The 25,779-nt window shown below is 70.9% G+C and carries 24 protein-coding genes; 13 read left to right on the forward strand and 11 right to left on the reverse strand.

Annotated elements, in window-relative coordinates; genetic code table 11:
- Positions 1 to 53: 53 nt before the first annotated feature.
- Positions 54 to 569 carry a hotdog fold thioesterase gene (locus AC4BEG_RS26465; protein WP_490702242.1) on the reverse strand — a complete coding sequence of 172 codons (516 nt, stop codon included), beginning with the start codon at positions 567 to 569 and terminating at the stop codon, positions 54 to 56.
- Between the two features lie 61 nt (positions 570 to 630).
- On the reverse strand, positions 631 to 2,928 hold the full coding sequence (locus tag AC4BEG_RS26470; protein ID WP_490702243.1) for an FdhF/YdeP family oxidoreductase: 2,298 nt from the start codon (positions 2,926 to 2,928) through the stop codon (positions 631 to 633).
- 290 nt (positions 2,929 to 3,218) lie between these two features.
- Between AC4BEG_RS26470 and polA the strand changes: the two genes are divergently transcribed.
- The 6 genes from polA to AC4BEG_RS26500 all read left to right on the forward strand — a co-directional run bounded on the left by polA (position 3,219) and on the right by AC4BEG_RS26500 (position 9,898).
- Positions 3,219 to 5,957, forward strand: a complete 2,739-nt coding sequence (gene polA / locus AC4BEG_RS26475) for a DNA polymerase I (RefSeq protein WP_490702244.1) — start codon at positions 3,219 to 3,221, stop codon at positions 5,955 to 5,957.
- A gap of 136 nt (positions 5,958 to 6,093) precedes the next feature.
- On the forward strand, positions 6,094 to 7,839 hold the full coding sequence (locus tag AC4BEG_RS26480; protein WP_490702245.1) for a lytic transglycosylase domain-containing protein: 1,746 nt from the start codon (positions 6,094 to 6,096) through the stop codon (positions 7,837 to 7,839).
- Between the two features lie 203 nt (positions 7,840 to 8,042).
- Positions 8,043 to 8,177 carry an SPW_0924 family protein gene (locus AC4BEG_RS26485; RefSeq protein ID WP_490702246.1) on the forward strand — a complete coding sequence of 45 codons (135 nt, stop codon included), beginning with the start codon at positions 8,043 to 8,045 and terminating at the stop codon, positions 8,175 to 8,177.
- A 15-nt stretch (positions 8,178 to 8,192) separates the two neighbouring features.
- Positions 8,193 to 9,194, forward strand: a complete 1,002-nt coding sequence (gene pgfA / locus AC4BEG_RS26490) for a cell envelope lipid trafficking protein PgfA (protein ID WP_490702247.1) — start codon at positions 8,193 to 8,195, stop codon at positions 9,192 to 9,194.
- 111 nt (positions 9,195 to 9,305) lie between these two features.
- Positions 9,306 to 9,524 carry a hypothetical protein gene (locus AC4BEG_RS26495; RefSeq protein WP_201874210.1) on the forward strand — a complete coding sequence of 73 codons (219 nt, stop codon included), beginning with the start codon at positions 9,306 to 9,308 and terminating at the stop codon, positions 9,522 to 9,524.
- Complete coding sequence (locus AC4BEG_RS26500) at positions 9,521 to 9,898, forward strand: hypothetical protein (RefSeq protein WP_201874211.1); 378 nt, start codon at positions 9,521 to 9,523, stop codon at positions 9,896 to 9,898. Before AC4BEG_RS26495 ends, AC4BEG_RS26500 begins: the two co-directional genes overlap by 4 nt.
- Positions 9,899 to 10,010: 112 nt before the next feature.
- On the opposite strand, the gene AC4BEG_RS26505 is transcribed toward AC4BEG_RS26500, so the two are convergent.
- Positions 10,011 to 12,719 carry an ATP-dependent RNA helicase gene (locus AC4BEG_RS26505; RefSeq protein WP_490702248.1) on the reverse strand — a complete coding sequence of 903 codons (2,709 nt, stop codon included), beginning with the start codon at positions 12,717 to 12,719 and terminating at the stop codon, positions 10,011 to 10,013.
- Positions 12,716 to 13,636 carry a class I SAM-dependent methyltransferase gene (locus AC4BEG_RS26510; RefSeq protein ID WP_490702249.1) on the reverse strand — a complete coding sequence of 307 codons (921 nt, stop codon included), beginning with the start codon at positions 13,634 to 13,636 and terminating at the stop codon, positions 12,716 to 12,718. Before AC4BEG_RS26510 ends, AC4BEG_RS26505 begins: the two co-directional genes overlap by 4 nt.
- 352 nt (positions 13,637 to 13,988) lie before the next feature.
- Here AC4BEG_RS26510 and rpsA point away from each other — a divergent pair, with 352 nt between their 5' ends.
- Positions 13,989 to 15,491, forward strand: a complete 1,503-nt coding sequence (gene rpsA, locus AC4BEG_RS26515; protein WP_490702250.1) for a 30S ribosomal protein S1 — start codon at positions 13,989 to 13,991, stop codon at positions 15,489 to 15,491.
- A gap of 217 nt (positions 15,492 to 15,708) precedes the next feature.
- On the opposite strand, the gene AC4BEG_RS26520 is transcribed toward rpsA, so the two are convergent.
- Positions 15,709 to 16,200 carry a hypothetical protein gene (locus AC4BEG_RS26520; RefSeq protein WP_490702251.1) on the reverse strand — a complete coding sequence of 164 codons (492 nt, stop codon included), beginning with the start codon at positions 16,198 to 16,200 and terminating at the stop codon, positions 15,709 to 15,711.
- Between the two features lie 321 nt (positions 16,201 to 16,521).
- Here AC4BEG_RS26520 and AC4BEG_RS26525 point away from each other — a divergent pair, with 321 nt between their 5' ends.
- From AC4BEG_RS26525 to AC4BEG_RS26535, 3 genes are all read left to right on the forward strand, one after another.
- Complete coding sequence (locus AC4BEG_RS26525; RefSeq protein ID WP_490702252.1) at positions 16,522 to 17,466, forward strand: PAC2 family protein; 945 nt, start codon at positions 16,522 to 16,524, stop codon at positions 17,464 to 17,466.
- Between the two features lie 24 nt (positions 17,467 to 17,490).
- Positions 17,491 to 18,093 (forward strand): dephospho-CoA kinase, encoded by a 603-nt coding sequence (gene coaE, locus AC4BEG_RS26530; RefSeq protein ID WP_490702253.1) that lies wholly within the window; start codon positions 17,491 to 17,493, stop codon positions 18,091 to 18,093.
- A gap of 126 nt (positions 18,094 to 18,219) precedes the next feature.
- Entirely contained in the window at positions 18,220 to 18,606 is a 387-nt protein-coding gene (locus AC4BEG_RS26535) for a tetratricopeptide repeat protein (RefSeq protein WP_490702254.1), read from the forward strand.
- 83 nt (positions 18,607 to 18,689) lie between these two features.
- Here the strand turns inward: AC4BEG_RS26535 and AC4BEG_RS26540 are convergent, their stop codons facing one another.
- Entirely contained in the window at positions 18,690 to 19,016 is a 327-nt protein-coding gene (locus AC4BEG_RS26540) for a DUF6343 family protein (protein ID WP_490702255.1), read from the reverse strand.
- Positions 19,017 to 19,123: 107 nt separating this feature from the next.
- Here AC4BEG_RS26540 and AC4BEG_RS26545 point away from each other — a divergent pair, with 107 nt between their 5' ends.
- On the forward strand, positions 19,124 to 20,332 hold the full coding sequence (locus tag AC4BEG_RS26545) for an ADP-ribosylglycohydrolase family protein (RefSeq protein WP_490702256.1): 1,209 nt from the start codon (positions 19,124 to 19,126) through the stop codon (positions 20,330 to 20,332).
- 28 nt (positions 20,333 to 20,360) lie between these two features.
- On the opposite strand, the gene AC4BEG_RS26550 is transcribed toward AC4BEG_RS26545, so the two are convergent.
- On the reverse strand, positions 20,361 to 20,966 hold the full coding sequence (locus AC4BEG_RS26550) for a TetR/AcrR family transcriptional regulator (protein WP_490702257.1): 606 nt from the start codon (positions 20,964 to 20,966) through the stop codon (positions 20,361 to 20,363).
- Positions 20,967 to 21,026: 60 nt separating this feature from the next.
- Positions 21,027 to 22,250: an FUSC family protein gene (locus AC4BEG_RS26555; RefSeq protein WP_490702258.1), complete on the reverse strand. Its 1,224-nt coding sequence runs from the start codon at positions 22,248 to 22,250 to the stop codon at positions 21,027 to 21,029.
- 99 nt (positions 22,251 to 22,349) lie between these two features.
- Between AC4BEG_RS26555 and AC4BEG_RS26560 the strand changes: the two genes are divergently transcribed.
- On the forward strand, positions 22,350 to 22,814 hold the full coding sequence (locus AC4BEG_RS26560) for a type II toxin-antitoxin system PemK/MazF family toxin (RefSeq protein WP_490707201.1): 465 nt from the start codon (positions 22,350 to 22,352) through the stop codon (positions 22,812 to 22,814).
- A gap of 35 nt (positions 22,815 to 22,849) precedes the next feature.
- On the opposite strand, the gene AC4BEG_RS26565 is transcribed toward AC4BEG_RS26560, so the two are convergent.
- Positions 22,850 to 23,395, reverse strand: coding sequence for a DUF1697 domain-containing protein (locus tag AC4BEG_RS26565; RefSeq protein ID WP_490702259.1), 546 nt, complete (start codon positions 23,393 to 23,395; stop codon positions 22,850 to 22,852).
- A 104-nt stretch (positions 23,396 to 23,499) separates the two neighbouring features.
- On the opposite strand from AC4BEG_RS26565, the gene AC4BEG_RS26570 reads away from it, so the two are divergent.
- Positions 23,500 to 24,147, forward strand: a complete 648-nt coding sequence (locus tag AC4BEG_RS26570; RefSeq protein WP_490702260.1) for a nucleoside/nucleotide kinase family protein — start codon at positions 23,500 to 23,502, stop codon at positions 24,145 to 24,147.
- 38 nt (positions 24,148 to 24,185) lie between these two features.
- On the opposite strand, the gene AC4BEG_RS26575 is transcribed toward AC4BEG_RS26570, so the two are convergent.
- Together AC4BEG_RS26575 and AC4BEG_RS26580 are read right to left on the reverse strand one after the other, a co-directional pair.
- A complete protein-coding gene (locus AC4BEG_RS26575; RefSeq protein WP_490702261.1) occupies positions 24,186 to 24,845 on the reverse strand; it encodes a DUF4360 domain-containing protein in 660 nt (219 codons plus the stop codon).
- A gap of 81 nt (positions 24,846 to 24,926) precedes the next feature.
- A complete protein-coding gene (locus AC4BEG_RS26580; RefSeq protein ID WP_490702262.1) occupies positions 24,927 to 25,580 on the reverse strand; it encodes a DUF4360 domain-containing protein in 654 nt (217 codons plus the stop codon).
- Between the last annotated feature and the right edge of the window lie 199 nt (positions 25,581 to 25,779).

Below are 25,779 nucleotides of genomic sequence, written 5' to 3' on the forward strand. Positions count from 1 at the left end.
AAGAGGGCCGCACCACCGGGTCGCATCACCGGGCCGCACCACCGGTCAGGGCGTCACTGGGCGGCGCGCTCCTTAGCGTCCTGGACGTCGGCGATCGTCTTGGCCCGTCCGGCCTCGCCGACCTCGCGCAGCAGACAGGTCAGCCGGGCGGTGCACACCCGGCGGTCCTGCTCATCGCTGATCACGATCTCGTAGGTGGCGGTGGAGCGGCCGCGGTGGACGGGGGTGGCGACCCCGGTGACCAGACCGGAGCGGGCCCCCCGGTGATGGGTGCAGTTGAGGTCCACCCCGACCGCGATCCGACCGCTGCCGCCGTGGAGCATCGAGCCGATCGAGCCGAGGGTCTCGGCCAGCACCGCGGAGGCGCCGCCGTGCAGCAGTCCGTACGGCTGGGTGTTGCCCTCCACGGGCATGGTGCCCACCACGCGCTCGACGGAGGCCTCCCGGATCTGCACACCCATGCGGGTGCCGAGGTGGCCGGCGGAGAACAGCGCGGGAAGGTCGACGCCGAGCGCCGCGTACTCGTCGATGACCTCTTGCGGGAACTTCACGCTGGACTGCTCGCCCATGGACCGGCTCCGTTCGTGTGCTGGTTGTCGCCCTCTTCCTATCAGGTGACTGAGCAAACGCTTAGGCCGGGTCGCCCTGTTCCATCGGGTCGCTCCGGGTCATACGGATCACCACCGACTTGCTGGCCGGGGTGTTGCTGGTGTCGGCGGTGGCGTCCAGCGGCACCAGGACATTGGTCTCCGGGTAGTAGGAGGCGGCGCAGCCGCGCGCGGTCGGGTAGTGGACCACGCGGAAGCCGGTCGCGCGCCGCTCGCTGCCGTCGGTCCACTCGCTGATCAGATCGGCGTAGGAGCCGTCGGCGAACCCCAGCTCCCGGGCGTCCTCGGGGTGGATCAGCACCACCCGGCGGCCGTTCTTGATCCCGCGGTAGCGGTCGTCCAGGCCGTAGATCGTGGTGTTGTACTGATCGTGGGAGCGGAGGGTCTGGAGCAGCAGACGGCCCTCGGGCAGCTCCGGGTACTCCACCGGGGCGGCGGTGAAGTTGGCCTTGCCGGTGGTGGTGGGGAAGGTGCGGGTGTCGCGCGGGGCGTGCGGCAGGGCGAAGCCGGAGGGGTCGCTCACCCTGGCGTTGAAGTCCTCGAAACCCGGGATCACGGCGGCGATGCGGTCCCGGATCGAGGCGTAGTCCTTCTCGAACTCCTCCCAGGGGGTGCGGCTGCCGGGCCCCAGCACCCGGCGGGCCAGCCGGGCGACGATCGCGGGCTCGGAGAGCAGCTGGGGCCCCGCGGGCTCCAGGCGCCCGCGCGAGGCGTGCACCATGCCCATGGAGTCCTCGACGGTGACGAACTGCGGACCGCCGGCCTGGACGTCCCGCTCGGTACGGCCGAGGGCGGGCAGGATCAGCGCCCGGGCTCCGGTGACCACATGCGAGCGGTTGAGCTTGGTGGAGACATGGACGGTCAGCCGCGCGGTGCGCATGGCGTCCTCGGTGACCTCGGTGTCGGGCGATGCCGCCACGAAGTTGCCGCCCATGGCGAAGAAGACCTTGGCCTGGCCGTCGCGCAGCGCGCGGATGGCGCGGACCACGTCGAAGCCGTGCTCACGCGGCGGCGCGAAGCCGAACTCGCGCTCCAGGGCGTCCAGGAAGGCCGGGGCGGGCCGCTCGAAAATGCCCATGGTGCGGTCGCCCTGCACATTGCTGTGGCCGCGCACCGGGCACACTCCGGCGCCGGGACGGCCCACGTTGCCGCGCAGCAGCAGGAAGTTGACCACTTCCCGGATGGTGGGCACCGAGTGCTTGTGCTGGGTGAGCCCCATCGCCCAGCAGACGATGGTGCGCTTGGAGTCCAGGACCATACGCAGCGCGCGGTCGATCTCGGCGCGGTCCAGACCGGTGGCGCGCAGCGTCTCGTCCCAGTCGGCGGCGCGGGCCGCGGTGGCGAACTCCTCGAAGCCATGGGTGTGCTCGCGGACGAACTCCTCGTCGACCGCGCCCTCGGTCTCCAGTATCAGCCGGTTGAGCAGGCGGAAGAGGGCCTGGTCACCGCCGAGCCTGATCTGGAGGAAGAGATCGGTGAGCGCGACACCGGTGGTGAGACCGCGCGGGGTCTGCGGGTTCTTGAACCGCTCCAGACCCGCTTCGGGCAGCGGGTTGATCGAGATGATCTTCGCGCCGTTGGCCTTGGCCTTCTCCAGCGCGGCGAGCATCCGCGGATGGTTGGTGCCCGGGTTCTGCCCGGCCACGACGATCAGGTCGGACTTGTAGAGGTCCTCCAGCAGCACACTGCCCTTGCCGACGCCGAGGGTCTCGGTGAGCGCCGAGCCCGAGGACTCATGGCACATATTGGAGCAGTCCGGCAGGTTGTTGGTGCCGAACTCGCGGGCGAAGAGCTGGTAGAGGAAGGCCGCCTCGTTGCTGGTGCGGCCCGAGGTGTAGAAGACGGCCTCGTCGGGGGAGGACAGGGCGCCCAGTTCCTCGGCGATGATGCCGAAGGCGCGGTCCCAGGAGACCGGCTCGTAGGAGGTGGCGCCCTCGGGCAGATACATGGGGTGGGTGAGCCGCCCCTGCTGACCGAGCCAGTAACCACTGCGGGTGGCGAGGTCGGCCACCGGGTGGGCGGCGAAGAACTCGGGGGTGACCCGGCGCAGCGTGGCCTCTTCGGCGACGGCCTTCGCGCCGTTCTCACAGAACTCGGCCTTGTGCCGCTTCTCCGGCTCCGGCCAGGCGCAACCCGGACAGTCGAAACCGTCCTTCTGGTTGACCCGGAGGAGGGTGAGCGCGGTGCGGCGCACCCCCATCTGCTGGTGAGCGATACGCAGGGAGTGGCCGACGGCGGGCAGACCGACGGCCGAGTGCTTTGGCGGCGTGACCTCCGGCGCGTCCTGGACGGGATCGCCTGTGGGCGGCTTGGCTGCCATGTCGCTCCCCTTTGAGTTCGGCGGTGCGCGTCCTGCGCAGGGATCTGCTGGCACCGATCCTGTCATGGGGTACCGACATCCGGGACCGGGCGGTCTCCCTTGATCCTTTCTCTCCCCGTCCCCTTCTCCCCTTCTCCCCTTCCCCCCTTCTTCCTCTTCTTCCTCTTCTTCCGCTCCTTCCCTTTCTTCTTCTCCGCTGTCCCGCACGCTGTTCTCGTCCACCGGTTCCGTCCGCCGGTCCGGTGCCGGGGCGGGAAGCATTGTCAGTGAGGCGTGGCAGGATCGGGGACGTGGCAGAGAAAGCATCGAAGAAGACCGCAGCGCCCGCGCCCGACCGCACGGGGGAGGACCGTCCCCGCCTGCTCCTGCTGGACGGGCATTCCCTGGCTTACCGGGCGTTCTTCGCGCTGCCGGCGGAGAACTTCAACACAACAACCGGCCAGACCACCAACGCGATCTACGGCTTCACCTCGATGCTGGCGAACACGCTGCGTGATGAGCGGCCCACGCACCTGGCGGTGGCCTTCGATGTCTCGCGCAAGACCTGGCGCTCCGAGCAGTTCACCGACTACAAGGCGAACCGCTCCAAGTCGCCGGACGAGTTCAAGGGCCAGGTCGAGCTGATCGGCGAGCTGCTCGACGCCATGAGCGTCACCCGCTTCGCGGTCGACGGCTTCGAGGCCGACGATGTCATCGCCACCCTTGCCACCCAGGCCGAGGCCGAGGGTTTCGAGGTGCTGATCGTCACCGGCGACCGTGACTCCTTCCAGCTGGTCAGCGACCATGTCACCGTCCTCTACCCGACCAAGGGCGTCTCCGAGCTGACCCGCTTCACGCCGGAGAAGGTCCAGGAGAAGTACGGCCTCACCCCCGCCCAGTACCCGGACTTCGCGGCGCTGCGCGGCGACCCGTCGGACAACCTCCCCGGTATCCCGGGTGTCGGCGAGAAGACCGCGGCGAAGTGGATCAACCAGTTCGGCTCCTTCCAGGAGCTGGTGGACCGGGTCGACGAGGTCAAGGGGAAGGTCGGCGACAAGCTCCGTGACCACCTCGAGGCCGTCAAGCTCAACCGGCAGCTCACCGAGCTGGTGCGGGATGTGGAGCTGGGCACCGGCCCGGACGGTCTCAAGCGCAGCCCCTACAACAGGGAAGCGCTCTCGGTGATGCTGGACGCCCTGGAGTTCCGCCACCAGAACTTCCGCGACCGCCTCATGGCCGTCGATCCCGGCGCCGCCGAGGAGGAGCCGCCAGCCGCGGGCCCCGGTGTCGAGGTCGACGGCGTCACGCTGGCCGCGGGCGAGCTCGCCCCCTGGCTGGAGACCCACGGCGGCGCGGCGCTGGGTCTGGCCACCGTCGACAGCTGGGCCCTGGGCAGCGGCAGCGTCAGCGAGATCGCGCTGGCCACCGCGGAGGGACCGGCCGTCTGCTTCGACCCCGCGCGTCTTGACGAGGCCGATGAGCGCGCCTTCGCCGACTGGCTCGCCGACACCGGCCGCCCCAAGGTGATGCACAACGCCAAGGGGCTCATGCGGGTCTTCGCCGAGCACGGCTGGTCCGTCGCGGGCGTGCGCATGGACACCGCCCTCGCCGCCTATCTGGTCAAGCCCGGCCGTCGCTCCTTCGAGCTGGACGCGCTGTCGGTGGAGTACCTGGGCCGTGAGCTGTCCCCGGCCGCCGCCGCGGACAGTGGACAGCTCGCCTTCGGCACCGACGACGAGGCCGAGCAGGACGCCCTGATGATCAAGGCGCGGACCATCCTCGACCTCGGCGAGGCGTTCGGCGAGCGGCTCGAGGCCGTCGGCGCCGCCGGGCTGCTGCACGATGTGGAGCTGCCCATCTCCGAGCTGCTGGCCCGGATGGAGCGCGCGGGCATCGCCGCCGACCGGGCCTGGCTGGACCGCATGGAGCAGCAGTTCGCGGCCGCCGTGCAGCAGGCCGTGAAGGAGGCCCACGCCGCGGTGGGCCATGAGTTCAACCTCGGCTCGCCCAAGCAGCTCCAGGAAGTGTTCTTCGGTGAGCTGGGCCTGCCCAAGACCAAGAAGACCAAGACCGGTTACACCACCGACGCCGACGCGCTCGCCTGGCTGGCCGCGCAGACCGACCACGAACTCCCGGTGATCATGCTGCGCCACCGTGAGCAGGCCCGGCTGCGCTCCACCGTCGAGGGGCTGATCAAGACCATCGCGCCCGGCGGCCGGATCCACACCAGCTTCAACCAGACGGTGGCCGCCACCGGACGGCTGTCCTCCACCGACCCCAACCTCCAGAACATCCCGGTGCGCACCGACGAGGGCCGGGCCATCCGGCGCGGCTTTGTGGTGGGCGAGGGCTTCGAGTCCCTGATGACCGCCGACTACAGCCAGATCGAGCTGCGGGTCATGGCCCATCTCTCCGAGGACGAGGGCCTGATCGAGGCGTTCACCTCCGGCGAGGATCTGCACACCACCGTCGCCTCCCAGGTCTTCGGCGTCGCCAAGTCCGAGGTGGACCCGGAGATGCGCCGCAAGATCAAGGCGATGTCCTACGGTCTGGCGTACGGCCTGTCGGCGTTCGGCCTCTCCCAGCAGCTGGGCATCACCCCGGACGAGGCCCGCAAGCTGATGGAGAACTTCTTCGAGCGGTTCGGCGGAGTGCGCGACTACCTCCAGCGCGTCGTGGAGGAGGCGAGGGCCACCGGCTACACCGAGACCATGCTCGGCCGCCGCCGCTATCTGCCCGACCTCACCAGCGACAACCGCCAGCGCCGCGAGATGGCCGAGCGGATGGCGCTCAACGCCCCGATCCAGGGCACCGCCGCCGACATCGTGAAGATCGCGATGCTCAAGGTGGACGCGGCGTTGACGCGGGAGAAACTCTCGTCGCGGATGTTGTTGCAGGTCCACGACGAAATCGTGCTCGAAGTCGCCCCCGGTGAGCGGGAGCGGGTCGAGGAGCTGGTGCGCCGGGAGATGGCGCACGCCTTCCAACTCCGCGCCCCGCTGGACGTATCCGTCGGTTCCGGCGCGGATTGGGAATCGGCCGCCCACTAAGGCAACCCTTACCAGAAGAGCTCGGCGAAGCCCTGAAGTGCGGTGTGCATCGCTGGCTGCGGGCTATAAGTTGCCGTAGTGTCACCAGGGTTGACGCGCGGGGGAGCGCATGATGTCCGACGGGAGGGACACACGGATGGCACCGCTTATCGGCCGGAGATTGCGCAAGGGGGCGGCCACGACAGCGGTGGCGGCGGCCGCGATGGCCGCCCTCACCGCATCGCAGGCACCGGGATTCGCCAGCAGTTCGGACCACGGCGACCGGGACCGCAATCAGGAGCAGACGGCCAGCGATTCACCGGCGGTGGACGACACCCCCATTGACGGCGGTTCGTCGTACCACACCGATCTGCCACCGCTGAAGACGCCCGGCAAACCGGGCCACTCGGCCGATCTGCCCGGTATCCCCGGCGGTGGCGCCAAGGCCGAGGCGGGTATCCCCGCGACCGTCCTCGACGCGTACAAGAAGGCGGAGGCCGCTCTCAAGGACTCCCGCCCCGGCTGCAATCTGCCCTGGCAACTGCTGGCCGCGATCGGCAAGGTCGAGTCCGGTCAGGCCCGAGGCGGCAATGTGGACGCTGAGGGCACCACCCTCAAGCCCATCCTCGGCCCGGTGCTCAACGGCAATGGCTTCGCCATGATCAAGGACACCGACGGCGGGGCCTTCGACGGGGACGCCACGCATGACCGGGCCGTCGGCCCCATGCAGTTCATCCCGTCGACCTGGGCCGGCTGGGGCCGGGACGGCAACAAGGACGGCGAGCGCGACCCCAACAACATCTACGACGCCGCCCTCGCCGCCGGAAACTACCTGTGCGCGGGCGGCCGGGACCTGTCCACCGAGCACCATCTGCACCAGGCGATCCTCGGCTACAACCACTCGCAGGAGTATCTGAACACGGTCCTGTCGTGGTTGGAGTACTACAAGCGCGGCACCCATGAGGTGCCCGACGGCACCGGAGTGCTGCCCTCGGACAACCGCTCGGGCGGCTCCGGGCCGGGCACCGGCGGCAACGGCTCGCACAACGGCCACGGCGGCGGGAACGGCACGGGCAACGAGCACGGCCGTCCGCGGACCCTCCCCAAGCCCGACCCCACCGACAGCCCCAAGCCTCCGTCGCACGGCGGTGGGACGCCCGGCACTCCCTCGCCGAAGCCGCCCCAGACCCCCACGCCCAGCGTGCCCGCCGCCCTCGCCTCCGTCGGTGCGAAGGAGCTGTCCGCCACCGCGGGCGCCGAGTTCGCCACGCTGCCCCGCGTCCGCGCAGTGGACGCCAAGGGCAAGCCGGTGGCCAAGGCGAAGATCCGGTACGAGATCCGCGGGGAGACAGGCGCTCGCTTCGCCGGTCTGGTCAAGTCCGCCGTGGTGCCCACCGGTTCCGACGGCACCGCCACCGCGCCCAAGCTCACCGCGGGCGAGCAGACCGGTTCCTTCACCGTGCGCGCCACCGTCGAGGGGAAGAGGCTGACCCCGGTCGAGTTCAAGGCCACCGTCAAGGCCCGCCCCACTCCGAAGGCCGACGTCCTGGCCCGGATCGACGACAAGGCGCTCACGGCCGAGACCGGTGGCACGTTCGCCGATCCGCTCACCGTCAAAGCCACCTACAAGGGCAAGGTCGCGGCGGGTGTGCCGGTCACCGCCACCATGGTCACCGCGGATCCCGCGAAGCCCGTGGAGAACGACAAGGGCCCCTACTTCCTGGACGAGAAGGGCAAGCCGGTCCGCACCCTGACCGGGCTGAAGACCAACGCCCTGGGGCAGCTCACCTTGCCCAAGATCCTCGCCGGCGAGCACGCGGGCAGCTATCTGCTCCGGCTGACCACGGCCGACGGCGCGGTGCTCACCGTGGAGCTGACGGTCACCCAGGCCGCCGCGTCCTGACGGTCGGCGGCCGGAAGGCCGCGTAGCGCATCCGCACCGCCCCCGGGCCCCACGGGCCCGGGGGCGGTGCGGTGTTTTCGCCGCTCCTCGTTCCCGCCGTTCTGTTCTCATCTGCGCCGCCCGTTGCTACGGTGCACCGAACCTTGAAACTGACACCACGTCAGATCCAAGCTCGTCACCCCCCGAACAACGGGAGGCCCAGCATGCGTGCCATCGCAGCCGCCGCGATCGGGCTCACCGCCGCCCTCGCGCTCGTTCTCACCGTGAGCGCCATCGGCGGCCCCAGCGGCGAAACCTCCCCCAAGCCCCTGCTCACCACCGTCCCCGAACACCCCTGAGGGAGGCGGACCACCATGCGCCGCACAGCCAGCCTGGTGCTGCTCGCCTTCGCCGTGTTCTGCGCCGCCCTCTCACCACTGCTGCGCTGGTACGCGTTCCCCCGGCTGGCCAAGATCCCGCCCGACGAGTACCAGACGGCCGTCCTCGAAGCCGCCCCCGCCACCCTCATCGACTACGGCACCATGAAACCCCGCAAGGTCCCCAAGGTCACCATCGTGCAGACCTTGCGCGGAAACGTGACGGCGGCCGAGAAGGTCGGCCGGACCACCGGACGCGATGTGGTGGTCTGGGACGCCCTGACCTACCTCCAGGGGCCCGACGGGAAGATGGTCTCCCGGATCCCCGAGCGCTATGTCTTCGACGCCCACTCCCAGGACCCGGTGCACTCCGGTGGTGAACACGTCGACGGGGACGCGGTGCGCCGCGACGGCATCGAGTTCAAATGGCCGTTCCTCACCGAGAAGCGCGACTACCGCTACTTCGACGCCCAGACCCGCACCTCCGCCCCCATCCACTACAAGGGCACCCGCACCTTCCGCGGGCTGGAGGTCTACTACTTCGAGCAGACCATCCCCTGGACCAAGGTGCCGCTGCCCAAGACCATGCCTGTCGACGGCGTCACCCCCGAGGCGGTCCACAAGGCCGGAACCTCCCGCTGGTACACCACCAAGCGCATGTTCTGGGTCGAACCCACCACCGGCGCGCCCGTCAACGGTGAGGAGATCCACCGCGAGGAGCTGCGCGGTGGCACCCTGCTGGGCGGCCGGGACAAGGTGACCGTCTTCTCCGGCCATGTGAAGATGCGCGAGGACTACATCAAACACACCGTGGACCTGGTCTCCTCCCAACGGCGGCTGGTCCTCCTGATGACCAGCTATCTGCCGTGGGGTCTGCTCACCCTCGGAGCCGGGCTGTTCGCCCTCGCCCTGTGGCTGGAGGCCCGCAGCCGCCGCCCGCGACCGCCCGCCGCGGCCGGGACGTCGGCTGCCGAGCCGGTGGTCAGCGGCTCCTCGTAGCGGCGGGCGGGTGGCCGTGGCGGCGCCGGGTCGTCAACTCCCGTCCGGGTATTCGCTCGAGGTAGCGAAGCCGGTAGTGATCAGGGTAGGAGCATGGCTAGCATTCCGCCCATGCCGGGCATCACGATTGAATTCACCGAGCAGGAGCTGGCCGAGCTGCGTGCGGAGGCCAAGGAGAAGGGCGTCGCGATCAAGCGGCTGGCGCACGACATACTGACCGAGGACGTGGTCCGGCGGCGGCAGAAGCAGCGTTTTGTCGAGGGCGCCGTGCGGTTCGCCCTGGAGTACAAGCCCGAATTCGAGCGGGAGTTCCCGCAAGGCATGCGGTGATCCTCTACGTCGATGCCGGCTGGGTGCTGAACGTCCAAGTCGCGGTCTCCCCGGTGAACACACCGGTGCGGGACTGGGGCGCGCTGCACTGCATGACCGAACGGCACCGCTACGAACGCTTCGCGGGCGAGCCGTATTACGAGGAGGCCGCCGCCCGCGCCGCCACGTTTCTGCACACCTCGCTGATCCTGGAACCGTTCTCCGACTACAACGCCACGATCGGCGCGGCCTGTGCGCAGATGTACATGGAGGAGTCCGGAGAACGGATCACCCCACCACCGGGCGCCATGGTCAAACTGGTCCGCGACATAAGGAAGTCCGCCCGGTTCCGCCTGAGCGAAACCGCACGCCGCCTCCGCGGCTGGGCCGACTGACGCCGCGCGTGCGCGGCGCGGCGGCCCACCGTCCGCAGCGGGGGCGCCCGCCCGGTGTCGGCGGTCCGGCGCACGGGCGCGGATGCCCGCCGGACTGCCGTGTACCCGCCGCTCAGCGGCGGGGGTTGGTGCGGCGGGTGGGCTCGGCCGTGGCCGGGTCCTCGGGCCATGGATGCTTGGGGTACCGACCGCGCAACTCCGCCCGCACGGAGCGGTAGCCGTCCTTCCAGAAGGACGCCAGATCGGCGGTGACCGCCGCCGGACGTCCCGCCGGGGACAGCAGATGCACCAGCAGCGGCACCCGTCCGCCCGCGATCCGCGGGGTCTCCTGCCGGCCGAACAACTCCTGGAGCTTCACCGCCAGCACCGGCTGGCCCTCGCCGTAGTCGACCCGCACCCGTGACCCGCTCGGCACCTCGATCCGCTCCGGCGCCAGCTCATCGAGGCGCCCCGCGTCCCCCGTGGCCCACGGCAGCAGCCGGGACAGTGCCTGCCCGGCGTCCACCCGCTCCAGATCGGCCCGTCTGCGCGCCCGGCCAAGTTCCACGCCGAGCCAGTCGTCCGCCCGCTCCAGCAGCGCCGCGTCGGAGACGTCCGGCCAGGGGGCGCCCAACTCCCGGTGCAGAAAGGCCAACCGCTGCCGTAGCGATATCGCGCCGGATGACCAGCGCAGCAGCCCCGGGCCTTCCCGGCGCAACCCCTCCAGCAGGGCGTCCCGCACCAGCTCCGGATCGGGGGCGGTCAGCGGGCGGGCCACCAGCTCGATCGCGCCGAGCCGCGACACCCGTCGCGCGAGAACGTCGCCCTCGGCCCAGCGCACCTCCTCGCCGTCCGAGCCCAGCGCCGCGGCAGCGGCCCGCGCGGTGTCCTCGTCGGTCACGGCCGCGAGCCGCACCCGCGCGGAGGCGGAGGTCACCGGCCGGTCGGCGACGGCCACGGCGAGCCAGGCCGATCCGCCGAGCCGTGATCCCTCGCCCAGCTCGGCGCCTGTCCCCGCCGCCATCAGATACGCCCGCTCCCCGCGCCGCCGGGCCACCCGCTCGGGAAACGCCAGCGCGGCCACCAGCCCCGCCACCGCGTCATCGCTCCGGGCGCCCGCACCGGTCCGCCGCCCGCGGTCGGCTGCCGGGCCCCCTTTCGCGTCGCCCCCCTTCGCCTCTGCCCCCTTCGCGTCGCCGTCCTTCGCGTCGCCGTCCGCGCCGAGCGGGGCGGCCGCCGAGGGGCCGGGCCCGGTGCCGCCCGCCGTCACGGCGCGTTCCAGCCGACGGACCTCCTGCCGCCAGCGGGAGGCGTAGGGGTCGCCGCCACGGCGGGCCGTACGCCAGGCGCCCGCCAGATCGTCGCCGTACTCCCGCGGCGGTTCCTCGCTGAGCAGCGCCACCACCTCGGCCGCCCGGCGCGCGCCCACCTCCCGCGCGCCGTCCAGCAGCGCCCGCGCCAGCCGGGGGTGGAGGCCCAGCCGGGCCATCCGGGTGCCGCGTTCGGTGGCCCGTCCGGCCGCGTCCACGGCGCCGATCGCGGTCAGCACCTCCCGCGCGGCCGTCATCGCCCCGGCGGGCGGCGGGTCGAGCAGGCCGAGGCCGGACGCGTCCGGGTCGCCCCAGCACGCCGCTTGCAGTGCGAAGGCCGTCAGATCCGCCCCGGCGATCTCCGGGGACGGGAAGCGCGGCAGCCGGGCGTCCTCCGCCTCCGGCCAGCAGCGGTAGACCGTGCCCGGCGCCTCGCGTCCCGCACGGCCCGCGCGCTGGCGGGCGGCGGCACGGGAGGCGCGTACGGTCGTCAGCGCGCTCAGGCCCCGCGCGTGGTCCATCCGCGGTTCGCGGGCCAGCCCGCAGTCCACCACCACCCGTACGCCCGGCACGGTCAGGCTGGACTCGGCGACGGAGGTCGCGAGCACCACCCGCCGCGGGCCGCCGTCCGCCCCGGCGAGCACCGCCTCCTGGACGGCGGCCGGGGCCCGCCCGTGCACCTGGAGCACCTCGGCCCCGTCGAGGCCGCCCAGCATCCCGGCCACCCGCGCGATCTCCCCGACGCCCGGCAGGAAGCACAGCACATCGCCCTCGCGCTCGCGCAGTGCCCGTCGCACCACCGACGCGACATGCTCCAGCAGGGCGGGGTCCACCCGCATCCCGTGCGGCGGGCGTACCGGGCGGGCCGGTGGCGCCCATACGACCTCCACAGGGTGTGACACACCGGGGGCCGATACGACGGGCGCGGTGGCCCCGTCAGCCCCGCCCTCGCCGCCGTCCCCGAGCAGCCGCGCCCAGCCCTCCGCGTCCGTGGTGGCCGACGCCGCGACCAGCCGCAGTTCCGGGCGGAGCGCCGCGCGGACGTCCAGCAGGAAGGCGGCGGCCGTATCGGCGTCCAGATGGCGTTCATGGCATTCGTCGAGGACGACCACGTCGACCCCGGCCAGCTCCTGATCACGTTGCAGCCGTTGCAGCAGCACACCGGTGGTGACCACCTCGACCACGGTTTCGCGGCCCGCCTGCCGCTCCCCGCGCACCGTGAAGCCCACCCGTCCGCCGACCCGCTCGCCCAGCAGCCACGCCATCCGCCGTGCCGCGGCACGGGCCGCGATCCGCCGCGGCTCGGCGACCAGCACCCGCCGCACCGGCTGCCCGTCACCCACCAGACCGGCGAGCACCAGCGGCACCAAGGTGGTCTTGCCGGTGCCCGGCGGCGCGCACAGCACCGCCGCACCCCGCTCGTCGAGGGCGCGCAGCAGAGTCGGCAGGGCTTCACGTACGGGAAGGCGCTCCAAGGCGGCGTCGGCGGTGTCGGCGGTCTCGGAGTCCGCGGTGCCGGAGCGATGGGTCACCGGGCGGCCCGGTCCCGCTCGCAGACGAAGACGGCGGTGCCCGGGATGAGCCCGCCGCGCAGCGGGGACCAGCCGCCCCACTCCTGGTGATTCCAGTCGGGCCATTCCGGTTCAACGAGATCGATCAGCCGGAAACCGGCGGCCACCACGTCCCGTACCCGGTCACCAAGAGTGCGGTGGTGTTCCACATAGACGGCGCGGCCCTGCTCGTCCTGTTCCACATAGGGCGTGCGGTCGAAGTAGGAGGCGGCGACGGACAGTCCCTCGGGCCCCGGCTCGTCGGGGAACGCCCAGCGGATCGGATGCGTCACCGAGAAGATCCAGCGCGCGCCCGGCCGCAGCACCCGGTGGACCTCCCGCATCAGCCGCACCGGATCGGCGACGAACGGCACCGCCCCGTAGGCCGAGCAGGCCAGGTCGAAGGAGCCGTCCCGGAAGGGGAGCGCCGTGGCGTCGGCCTGGACCAGGACCACCGGCTCCCGCCCTGCCGTGCCGCCCCGCGCCCGGTCCTCCGCGTCGATCCGCCGGGCGTGCCGGAGCTGCTGGTACGAGAGGTCGAGGGCGACCGGCCGGGCGCCCTGCGCCGCCAGCCAGCGCGCGCACTGCGCGGCGCCCGCTCCCACCTCCAGGATGTCCAGTCCCGTCAGCCGGTCCGCCGGGCCGAGCAGTCCGGCCTCGGCCTCGTCGAGCCCTTCCGGGCCCCATATGAAGCGATCGTCGCCGAGGAAGCCGCCGTGCTCCTCCTGGTACTCGTCCGCGTTGCGGTCCCACCACCCGCGGCTCGCCCGGCTGCTCTCCGTGTCGCCGGCGGTCCGCCGGGTGGCCGTCGGCTCCGCCGCGTCCGTCTGGTGGGCCCGGTCCGCGGACCCGTCCGCCGCTGTCCCGAGGTGGCCGCTGGGCTCGTGTTCTTGGACCATCGCGCGCGTCGTCGTACTCTCTGTATCGACCTGTGGCTGCGGGGCACGGTGGTGACCGCGTCGCAGTACGGACCATGCAAATTGCCGGGTTGGGGGCGATAAGCCCCACGTGTGCTCTTCGTGCATTGACCATGCCCGGCTGCCCCCGTATGCTACAAGTTGCGCTGCGGGCTTGCGCGCCTCGGACGGAGCAGGCCGCGCTCGCATCTGTTGTATGTCCCCTCGGTTGTCGAGGCGCTTTTCGAAATCCTCGGAAAGGTCGCCTCCAAGGCTGTCCGGCTTCGGCAGTGCGATAAGGGCCCCGGCGTAGCAGTACCTACGACTCAATGTCCGTACCGGAGCCCATTCCCACATGACGAGCAGCACCGAGGCAACCCGCACCACTCCGCAGGTGGCGGTCAACGACATCGGTTCCGAGGAAGCCTTCCTCGCCGCGATCGACGAGACGATCAAGTACTTCAACGACGGCGACATCGTCGACGGCGTCATCGTGAAGGTCGACCGGGACGAGGTCCTGCTCGACATCGGTTACAAGACCGAAGGCGTCATCCCTTCCCGCGAGCTGTCGATCAAGCACGACGTCGACCCCAATGAGGTCGTGGCCGTCGGCGACGAGATCGAGGCCCTTGTTCTCCAGAAGGAGGACAAGGAAGGCCGCCTGATCCTCTCGAAGAAGCGCGCCCAGTACGAGCGTGCCTGGGGCACCATCGAGAAGATCAAGGAAGAGGACGGGATCGTCACCGGTACCGTCATCGAGGTCGTCAAGGGTGGTCTCATCCTCGACATCGGCCTCCGTGGCTTCCTCCCCGCCTCCCTGGTGGAGATGCGCCGCGTTCGCGACCTCCAGCCCTACGTGGGCAAGGAGCTCGAGGCCAAGATCATCGAGCTGGACAAGAACCGCAACAACGTGGTCCTGTCCCGCCGTGCCTGGCTGGAGCAGACCCAGAGCGAGGTCCGCCAGACCTTCCTCACCACCCTCCAGAAGGGTCAGGTGCGCTCCGGCGTCGTCTCCTCCATCGTCAACTTCGGTGCCTTCGTGGACCTGGGTGGCGTCGACGGTCTGGTCCACGTCTCCGAGCTGTCCTGGAAGCACATCGACCACCCGTCCGAGGTTGTCGAGGTCGGCCAGGAGGTCACGGTCGAGGTCCTGGATGTCGACATGGACCGCGAGCGCGTCTCCCTGTCGCTCAAGGCGACCCAGGAAGACCCGTGGCAGCAGTTCGCCCGGACCCACCAGATCGGTCAGGTCGTCCCGGGTAAGGTCACCAAGCTCGTTCCGTTCGGTGCGTTCGTCCGCGTGGACGAGGGCATCGAGGGTCTGGTCCACATCTCCGAGCTGGCCGAGCGCCACGTGGAGATCCCGGAGCAGGTCGTCCAGGTCAACGACGAGATCTTCGTCAAGGTCATCGACATCGACCTCGAGCGCCGTCGCATCAGCCTCTCGCTGAAGCAGGCCAACGAGTCCTTCGGTGCCGACCCGTCCGCGGTCGAGTTCGACCCGACCCTGTACGGCATGGCCGCGTCCTACGACGACCAGGGCAACTACATCTACCCCGAGGGCTTCGACCCCGAGGCCAACGACTGGCTCGAGGGCTACGAGAAGCAGCGCGAGGAGTGGGAGCGCCAGTACGCCGAGGCGCAGACCCGCTTCGAGCAGCACCAGGCGCAGGTCATCAAGTCCCGCGAGGCCGACGAGCAGGCTGCCGCCGAAGCCGGCGCCGCCGCTCCGGCGCAGGGCGGGCAGACCTCCGGTGGCGGTTCGTACTCCTCGGAGTCGACCGACAACTCCGGCGCCCTCGCCTCGGACGAGGCCCTGGCCGCGCTCCGCGAGAAGCTGGCCGGCGGCCAGAGCTGACCATCGGCTGAGGCGGTCGGCGGCGGACCCGCCACCGACCGCACCGGCTGACGGCTCGATCGCCTGATTGTCGCGTAAGGCCCGTTCCCCCCGCCGGGGAGCGGGCCTTACGCATGACCGGGGGCCTTCGCGCGCCCAGGGGCTCTGCGCATGACTGGGGGCCTTGCGCGTGCCTACGCGGCCACACGCCGCGCGGCCGTCACGTTCGCCCGCGTGCTCACACACCCCCCGGGCCATCCGCTCGCGAGTGCGGCCGGACGCCCACCGAGACCGAGACCGAACCCGACACCGAGTCGACGGTGATGCTCTCCGCGCTGTCGATCCTGATGCCCTCCCGGCCGCCGCTGACCGTGATCCCCTTGACCGTCCAGTACGAGGCCCCGTTCAGATGCAGCCCATAGCCGCGGCGCGCGGCGAGAACGGCTCTGGAGGAGCCGGTGAGGGTGATCCGTGAGTCGGAGGTGCCGGACGCGGTGATCTCGAAGCTGCCGCGATAGGTCCCGTCGGCGAGCCGGATCGTATCGCCGGGCCGGGCGCCGGCCAGGGCGTTCCTCAGCCCGTGTGCGTCGGAGACCGGAATCGGAGCCACCGTGACCGCGGCGGCCTCCTGTGGGATCGAGCCCGCCGCGACCAGTCCACCGGTGGCGATCACGGCGGCGGCGCAGGCGCCGGCCAGGGTGCGTAACCGGGAGGGGCCGTGTGGCTGCATACGGGGGCTGCCTTCCTGTCGTGGCCAGGGGACGCGCACTGACGTGGTCCGGGGGATCCGGAATGCTCGAGGACCCGATGTACCCGAGAGGTGCATTTCAGGTTCTGATAAGTGAACATTGGACGACATAGTGAACCGCTGACGGCTCGCGAAGATAGGGTCCGCGTACCGGGGCGTCAACCCCGCCTGGCATGTACGCGACCTGAATCGGTCGGGCGGGGGACAACGGCGGTGGCCGCGCAAGAAGTTCGGGACCGGTCGGGAATGTCCCCGCCCCTGTTCGGTGTTCTTGGGGGTGGAACACGAGGAGGAGCGGTCACGGTGCTAGATCCGCAGGATTTGTACGCATGGGAGTCGAGCGGGCTCGCGGAAGTCGACGCGATTGCCTCCCGGGACTCGGCCGGGCTGGTGCTGCTCTACCACTTCGACGGCTACATCGACGCCGGGGAGACCGGTGACCAGATCGTCGAGCGGCTGCTGGACGGACTGCCGCACCAGGTCGTCGCCCGCTTCGACCACGACCGGCTGGTCGACTACCGGGCCCGGCGCCCCCTGTTGACCTTCCAGCGCGACCGCTGGACCGACTACGAGACCCCGGTCATCGAGCTCCATCTGGTGCGCGACGCGACCGCGGCGCCCTTCCTGCTGCTCACCGGCCCGGAGCCGGATGTGGAGTGGGAGCGGTTCGCGGCGGCCGTGCGGCAGCTGGTGGAGCGGCTCGGGGTGCGCCTCGCGGTGAACTTCCACGGCATCCCCATGGGCGTTCCGCACACCCGGCCGGTCGGGATCACCCCGCACGGCAACCGCACCGATCTGACGCCCGGCCACCGCGGGGTGTTCGACGAGGCCCAGGTGCCCGGGAGCGCCGCTGCGCTCATCGAGTACCGGCTCGTCCAGGCGGGCCATGATGTGCTCGGCGTCGCCGCGCACGTCCCGCACTACCTCGCCCGCTCCGCCTATCCGGACGCGGCGCTCACCGCGCTGGAGACGGTCACCGCCGCCACCGGTCTGGTGCTGCCGGGCGCCGCCCACACGCTGCGCACCGAGGCGCTGAAGGCGCAGGAGGAGATCGAGCGGCAGATCTCGGAGGGCGATGAGGAACTGGTCGCGCTGGTCCGGGGGCTTGAGCACCAGTACGACGCGGTGGCCGGGGCCGAGACCCGCGGCAATCTGGTCGCCGAACCGGCCGAGCTGCCCTCGGCGGACGAACTGGGCGCCGAGTTCGAGCGCTTCCTCGCCGAGCGGGAGGGCGAGGGCGGTGGCTGACCGGGGCCCGTATAGCGTGGCCCCATGCTGAAGCTGGGGCTCACGGGCGGAATCGGCGCGGGCAAGAGCGAAGTGTCACGCATACTCTCCTCGTACGGAGCGGTGCTGATCGACTCGGACCGGATCGCTCGTGAAGTGGTGGAGCCGGGTACGCCCGGACTCGCCGCGGTCGTCGAGGAGTTCGGGCCCGAGGTGCTCACCGCCGACGGCACCCTGGACCGGCCCAAACTGGGCGGGATCGTCTTCAGCGACCCCGAGCGGCTGCGCGCCCTGAACGCGATCGTGCACCCGCTGGTCCGCGACCGCTCCGCCGAGCTCGAGGCGGCCGCCGGATCCGATGCCGTGGTGGTCCATGACGTCCCGCTCCTCGCCGAGAACGGCCTGGCACCCCTCTACGACGTCGTGGTGGTCGTGGACGCCTCGCCCGAGACCCAGCTCGACCGGCTGGTCCGGCTGCGCGGTATGGCCGAGGACGAGGCGCGGGCCCGGATGGCGGCACAGGCGACCCGGGCCGAGCGGCTGGCCGTCGCCGATGTGGTCATCGACAACGACGGTCCGCTGGAGGCCCTGGAGCCGCAGGTCCGCACGGTCTGGACGGAGCTGATGGAGCGGGCGGCCGGGAGCTGACCGGGTCTGGCGAGGCGCCGGACGGGGAATGAGGTGGACGGGGCGGTTGTTGTGCTGCCCGTACCGACTGCCGTCGCCGTTCCGCCGTCGCCGATCCGTTGTCCGTGCCAGGGGAAGGAAACAGCCGTGCCCCAGCCCACGCCCGAGACCCATGTCATCGACTTCCGCGCCGCGGAGCAACTGCTCGCCGCCCGCGACCCGCGCGGCGCCGTCAAGCTGCTCGACTCTGTGATCAACGCCCATCCGGAGAACACCGCGGCCCGGCTGCTGCGGGCACGCGCCTTCTTCGGCGCGGCCCAGCTGCGCTCGGCGGAGCTGGAGTTCCAGTTGGTGCTGGAGCGTGAGCCGGACAACGCCTTCGCGCACTTCGCGCTGGGCCGCACCCTGGAGCGGGCCAACCGGCCCGAGGAGGCCACCCGCCACTTCCGGCTGGCGGCGGCGCTCGACCCGCGCCCGGACTTCGTCGAGGCGGCGCGGTTCGGCGAGCGGGGCGAGCGGAGCGCGGGGGAGTAGCTCTCCAGGGACGGGTACCGGGACGGGGACGAGAACGAGAACGAGGACACGGACGAGGACAGGAGCGGGGGAGGCCGCGGGTCTCACCCTCGGTGACCCCGTACATCCCGTCCGTGGTTCCCGGCCATCCACCGGCCGCGCCCCCTGACCGGTGCGTACGGCGGTACGTCCCGTCCGGGCTGGTAGTGCGGCCCCTGCCGGATGTGCCGGATGACCAGGGCGAGATCGGTGAGGGTGATGGCGGTGAGCACCGCGCAGGCCGCCGCCCAGCCGGGCCGCCCCGCGACCACGAAGGCCACCGTGCCGCCGAGCGTCCAGAGCAGGCCCCATGCGGCGAGCCAGAACCGCAGCCGCAGCGGGCTGCGCGCGTGCAGGGGCTCATCGCCCGTCCGGATGAAGCGCATCGACATGGCCCTGCACCTCCCACGTTCTCCCTCTTCGAATCTAACGCCGTTCGGTCGGCCGCGGGGACCTGCGATCATGTCCCGAGCAGAACGCATCGGAAGAGGAGCCGCCAGTGATCCGCCAGTCATGGGACGAATCGGCCGCCCTGCGGGCCCGGATCCGCGGCTGTCTGCTGGGCGGCGCGATCGGCGATGCCCTGGGCAATCCGGTCGAGTTCCGCTCCCTGCGGGCGATTCGCGACACCCATGGGGACGCGGGGGTCACCACCCTCCTCCCGGACGGAAGTGGCGCCGTGGGCCGGGTCACCGACGACACCCAGATGACCCTGTTCACCGTCGAGGGCCTGATACGGGCGCACGCCAGGGCCCTGTCCAAAGGCATCGGCGGCGCCGAGACCGCCCTTGTCCGCAACGCCTATCTGCGCTGGCTCGACACCCAGAACCACCCCGCGCCGCCGCCCGCCCCGGACGCGTACGACCCGGTGCGCTCCGGCTGGCTGCGCCACCAGCCCTGGCTGTACGCCCGCCGTGCCCCCGGCAACGCCTGTCTCTCCGGGCTGGCGGAGGAGCACATTCCATCCCCGCACGACCCGCTCGACGGCCGCCCAGGCCCGGTGAACTCCGGTTCCAAGGGCTGTGGCACCGTCATGCGTTCGGCCCCCTTCGGCATGGTCGGCCTGGACCCCCGCGGCTCCTTCGAACTCGCCGCCCGCTGCGCCCAGATCACCCACGGCCACCCCACGGGCTACTACGCCGCGGGCGCCCTGGCCGCGATGGTCGCGTGCCTGCTCGACGGCGAATCCCTGGAGGGCGCCGCCCTGCGCACCCTGGAAGTCCTGGCCCGCTATCCGGGCCACGAGGAGACCACCGCCGCGCTGCGCGCCGCGATCGACCTGGCGGCCGAGGGCGATCCGTCCCCGGAGAAGACCGAATCGCTGGGCGGTGGCTGGATCGCCGAGGAGGCGCTCGCCATCGGGGTGTACTGCGCCCTGGCCCGGACCCCGGACCAGCAGATCTCCTATGGTCCCGGCGGCCTGATCAGCTATGACCCGATGCCGCCGCGCACCCCGCTCCAGGCCGCGCTGCTGCTGTCGGTGAACCACTCCGGTGACAGCGACTCGACCGGCTCCATCTGCGGCAATCTCCTCGGCGCCCAGCACGGCGACCACCGCCTCCCGCCGTCCTGGCTGGCCCGGATCGAGGGCCGCGGTGTGATCGCCGAACTCGCCGACGACATGGCCTTCGCGTTCCACCGCTCGGTCGAGCTCTACGAGCCCTACGAGGACCTGGTCTTCCCTCGGGACCGCTACCCCGTCGGCTGAGCGGGGTCCGTCGGTGGGCGGCGTTCGGTCATGCGCTCGCCCCGGCGCTCAGACCGCGCAGGCTGAGGTCGATGAGTTGGCGCAGCCGTGTGCTGAGGACGTCCAGGGGTTCGGGCTCCTGGGCGAGGCCGGTGAGGGCGTCCACCAGCAGGGTGGCGGTGTCCTGGGCGGTGAGGGCGTCGCCCAGGAGGTCGAGGTCGGCCGCGGCGGAGTCCAGTACGGCCGCGACGACGGTGATCAGACGGGCCCTCAGGGCGGCCGAGAGGTTTCCGGACGTCCCGGTGGCGTCGCCGAGCACGGCGGACTCGGCGAACAGCTCCCTGCGCGCGTTCGCATCGAGCGTTCCGGCGGAGAGCTCCAGCTTCACCGTGAGGACGCCGAACAGCCGGTCCGCCGTGCTGCCTTCGGTCTCGGCCGCCCGCTCCGCGGTGCGGATCATCTGGTCGACCAGCCGGTTCCCCACGGTGCGGAAGATGTCCTCCTTCCCGCCGAAGTGCTGGTAAAGGGCGGGGCGGGACATGGCCGACGCCTGGGCCAGGAGGTCCATGGAGGTGAGCCGGTAGCCGTAGCGGCCGAAGACGCCGAGGGCCGCGTCGAGGATCTGGTCGCGTTTGACGCTGGTGTCACGTGGCATTCTGACAGAATGCGTTCATAGTGTCAGGGTGTCAATGAGGCGGCACATCAAGCGAGTTGCTCACTTCGCCGGAGTGCGCTTCGAGCGACCCCTGCGGAACCAGCGCTGCGCCTTGGCCAGGAAGGGAAAGCGTTCGTGCTTCTCCCGGGCGCTGCGGTCCAGCTCCTCCATCAGCCGCTTGGAACGCTGCTCCATGTCCAGCTCGGCGAGGATGCGGTCGACCTCCGCGAGCAGCGCGCCGTGCAGCTGCCAATGCCTGGGGTGCTGCCGGACGCGGCGCAGCAGGGTCCGGGCGACGTGGTCACGACTGGCGTGTGCGGTGGCGAGCTCGTTCGCCAGCCGGGATTCGGCCTCCTCGGCGCTGGCGCTGACCGAGCTGGTGACCAGCACCGCGAAGCTCTCGACGGCCGAGGCCATATGGACGAAGAGGTCGTGCAGCTCCTCCGCCACGGTCGGCGGGAACAAGGGCTCGTCGGTCCGCTCCTTGGCCAGGTCGGTCAGGGTGCGGGTGAGGACCCGCAGGACAACCGTGCAGATCTCCAGGGTGTCCAGCCCGGTGCGCAGCACCACCCGGTGCAGCAGCCCCTCCTTGACGCGGGGGTTGAGCCGTACGCTGTCCTCCGCCTGCCGGAGGGCGGCGTCCACCTGGGCGATGTCGTGGTCGAGGCGGCGGGCCTCGTGGAGCCGGGCGGCGGCACGTTCCACCGGGGTGTGGCTGCCGAGCTCCTCGGCCATGTGCAGCAGCAGCTGACGCATCCGCCGGGCCAGGTCCTCGATGGACTTGCCTGCCGTCTCCACCCAGACCGGGGGCGCGAGCAGGAAGTTGAAGAGCAGTCCGACCACGGCGCCGATCAGCGTCTCCAGTACCCGGTCCCAGGCGGTGTTGGTCACCTGGGTCACACCGAGGACCAGCATCGCGCTGATCGCCACCTCGGGTACGAACTCGCTCACCCGCGCGAAGTGGCCCGCGGTCAGCGACGCCAGGATGATCAGCCCCAGACTCCACCAGGACAGTCCCATCAGCGCGCTGAAGGCGATGGCGATCAGCACCCCCACCACCACCGCGTTGACCCTGCGGATACCGGTGGTGAGGGTGGCGTACAGGGTGACCTGGACGACGAGGAGGGCGGTGAGCGGTGCGGTCAGCGGGGCCGTCTCATTGCTCAGTTGCAGCGCGACGACGTACGCGATGGTCGCGGCCGCCGCGGAACGCACCGTCTGTACGACGACCGGGTCACTGCGCCGTTTGACGAGGTCGGCCAAGGGGTCGAGAACTTCTGGCACGTTACTGCCCCTTCCACTCGGGGGGACCTGGCATGACATCCGGTCTCGCGGACGGGCTAACGTGTGGGCATGATCAGGCCATTCCATCGGAATCACGCCATGGGCGGAACCCGCGCGACCGAGGAGAGCGACGGCGAGGCCCTCCCGGGGAGCACCGGACCTGCCGCCACGGTCGAGGCCCATCCGCGCCAGGTCGGCCGGGTGCGGACGGAGTACGCACCGGACCCGGACGGGGATCCGGACCCCGGGGAGATCGTCTGGACCTGGGTGCCCTACGAGGAGAACGACGGGCGGGGCAAGGACCGTCCGGTGCTGGTGGTGGCGCGGGAGCGGGGCGGGACCTTGCTGGCCGTGCAGCTGTCCAGCAAGCGGCATGACGACGACCGCGAGTGGGTGGCGATCGGCTCCGGGCCGTGGGACCGGGCGGGGCGCGAGTCCTGGGTGGATCTGGACCGGGTGCTGCGGGTGCATCCGGAGGGGATGCGGCGGGAGGCGTGCGCGCTCGACCGGCCGCGCTTCGACCGGGTCGTGGCGCGGCTGCGGCAGCGCTACGGCTGGAGCTGAGCGAATCGGGTCCGGGTCCGGGCCCGGGTCCGGGCTCAGACGGCGTCGGCCAGGGCCAGCAGCTTGGTGACCGTGTTCCAGTTGCGGGCGGTCACCAGCACTCCGAGCCGGATCCCGGTGATCTTCGCGGCCAGCTTGGAGCGCCCGAGCCCGTCCGGGCAGTGCAGAAAGATCTCGCGTCCGACGAGGCGGAAGCTGTCGGGCGCGTACCCGGCCTGGTCCAGGGCGTCCAGCGGCGCGGTGTCCTGCGGTACGTCCGACAGGAAGACCACATGCAGGCTTTTGGGCTCGGCCGTGGCCCCGGGGTACGGATTGGCCGCCACGGCGGCGGCCAACTCGTCCCGGGTGCGGACCATCACCGGTACGGAGAAGCCGAGATCGGTGGAGAAGCGCTCCTGAAGGACGCGGGCCGTCTCCTCGGGCGGCGTCCCGGGGTCGGCGAAGACGATATTGCCGGTCTGGAGGTGGACGGTGACGTCCGTGAACCCGAGGCCGGCCATCAGCTCGCGCTGCCGGGCCATCGGGAACTTCTTGTTGCCGCCCACATTGATGCCGCGGAGCAGCGCTATCTGGGATGCCATGGCCGTACTCTCCTCGTGCACCGGCCGCTGCGCCCTCTGCGCGTGGACCGGACGCTCCGATCGTACGACCCGGGTCCGACAGTGGCCCCCGGCATGATGGGGGAGTGCGGCTGGAAGCGATCACCTGGGAGCGGCTGACCGACGCGACCGCCGACCGGATCGCCGGGCTGACGGCGGCCGACGGCGGCTCCTGGCTCCGGGTGGCGGTCGACGGCGCTCCGGCGGCGGACACCGCGCGGCTGGCCGGTGAGCTGGCGGAGGGTCTGCGGCTGCGGGGGCGTCCGGTGCTGGTGGTCGCGGCGGCGGGGTTCTGGCGGCCCGCCTCACTGCGTCTGGAGTACGGCCGGCGGGATCCGGACGCGTACTACGACGGCTGGCTCGACACCGGGGCGCTGTGGCGTGAGGTCTTCGCCCCGCTGGAGGCGGGGCTGGAGGCGACCGGCCGGGTGCTCCCCGATCTGTGGGACCCGGTGACCGACCGGGCCACCCGCTCCCCGTACGCCCAACTGCCGCCGGGCGGAGTGCTGCTGCTCCATGGCGCGCTGCTGCTGGGGCACTGGTTCCCGTTCGACCTGTCGGTGCATCTGCGGCTGTCCCCGGCCGCCCTGGCCCGCCGCACCGACGAGGACGAGCGGTGGACCCTGCCCGCGTTCGCGCGCTACGAGGACGAGGTGCGGCCCGACGAGACGGCGGATGTGGTGGTACGGGTGGACGACCCCCGGCATCCGGCATGGCGCCGCCCGGAGGCATGACCTCGCCTCCGGGCGGCACAGGTGCGTTTGCTCGGGCCCTACTTCTTCTCCGGGCACTCCTTCCAGGCGAAGTGATAGGTGGTGCTCACATCGCCGTCGGTGGAGTCCATCGTCATGAAGCTGGTGGTGTCACGGGTGTTGGAGGTGCCCGCGTTGACCCGCAGCTCCGTGTTGATGTTGAAGTTCCGCAGTTCACCGCAGGGCGACCACACCACGGTGGCGATATCGGCGGTGTCGGTCGTCTGCCAGTTGTCGTCGTACGGCCCGTTGAAATCATGGGCGTTGGACGTGGTCTGCGACTGCCCCTGGAAGTAGTACGAGGCTTTCTCCACGCTGGAGGCGCCCTTTTCCAGGTGGGCGAAGCCGCGGTAGTCGACGCTGGCGATCGCGTAGCTGAAGCCCTGCGGAACATGGGTGACCAGGCTCAGCTGACAGTTCTTCCGGAAGTCGGTCGGATTGGCGCCCTTGCCCACCTGGGCGAGATAGTCGCTGTAGGTGACGGTGAACGCCGTATTGTCCTCGGAGACGGCCACTGCCGCCGTACCCGCCGGACAGCCCGAGCCGTTCACGGTGGCCACGGTGATCACGATCTTGTCGGGTGGCACCGTGTCGAACGGTGGTTGTGCGGACCCCTGAGAGGTCATCGTCGCGGCGAATAACGCCGTGATCACACCACTTGTGTACAGCACACCGGGCATGATTCTCCATTCAATCATCGGGCTGACGGCGGCGGGGATCCGGGCGGGCTCCGATGCCGTCGTGGCTGATGGATTTCCGTACTACCGGGAGGTGGAAGGACATTCCTTCCAGGCGAGGCGGTAAATGGTGTTGACGCCGCCGTCGGTGGAGTCCATGGCCATGAAGCTGTTGCTGCCCGCCGGTGAGGACCCGGCGTTCACCCGGAGTTCGGAGTTGATGTTGAGGTTCCGGTCCTGGCCGCAAGGTGCCCAGACCAGCGAGCCCCAGTCGGTGCTGTCGGTGGTCTGCCAGTTGTCCTGGTACGGGCCGCTGAAGTCATGGGTGCGCGAGGCGGTGTCGGCCGAGCCCTGGAAGTAGTAACTCGCCTTCTCGGTGCCGCGGGCACCCCTTTGCAGCGAGGCATAGCCGCGGTAGTCGACCTCGGCGATCGCGTAGGTGAAGCCCTGCGGGATGTGCACATCCAGGTTGAGCTGGCAGTTCTTCCGCATGTCGGTCGGGTCCGCACTGCCGCCGACCTGGGCGAGGTAGTCGCTGTAGGTGACGGTGAACGCCGTGTTGTCGCTCGCCACCGCGACGGCCGCGGTGCCTTTCGGGCAGCCCGATCCGTTCACGGTCCTGACGCTCACCTGGATCTTTTCCGGGGGTACATCGGGGGCCGAGGAAACGCCTTGGGTGGAAAGGGCCGAAGCGAATAACGCAGCGGCCGCGCCACCGGCGAGCAGTACACCGGACATGGCACTCCAATTCGATCAACGACGGGGACGTGATTGAACCATGAAGGAATGTGCGAGTGTTTCAGGAAGAGCGGCAGAACGCGGTACGAACAACGCGGGACAAGAACGCCGTACGAAGAGCGCGGTGCGGAAGAGCTGTTGAGCGGAACAGCTACCAGAGAGGGACCCGACGGCTGGCAGAATGCCAGGGGAATGAACG

This window comes from Streptomyces sp. JLBJ103 (genome assembly GCF_058215575.1).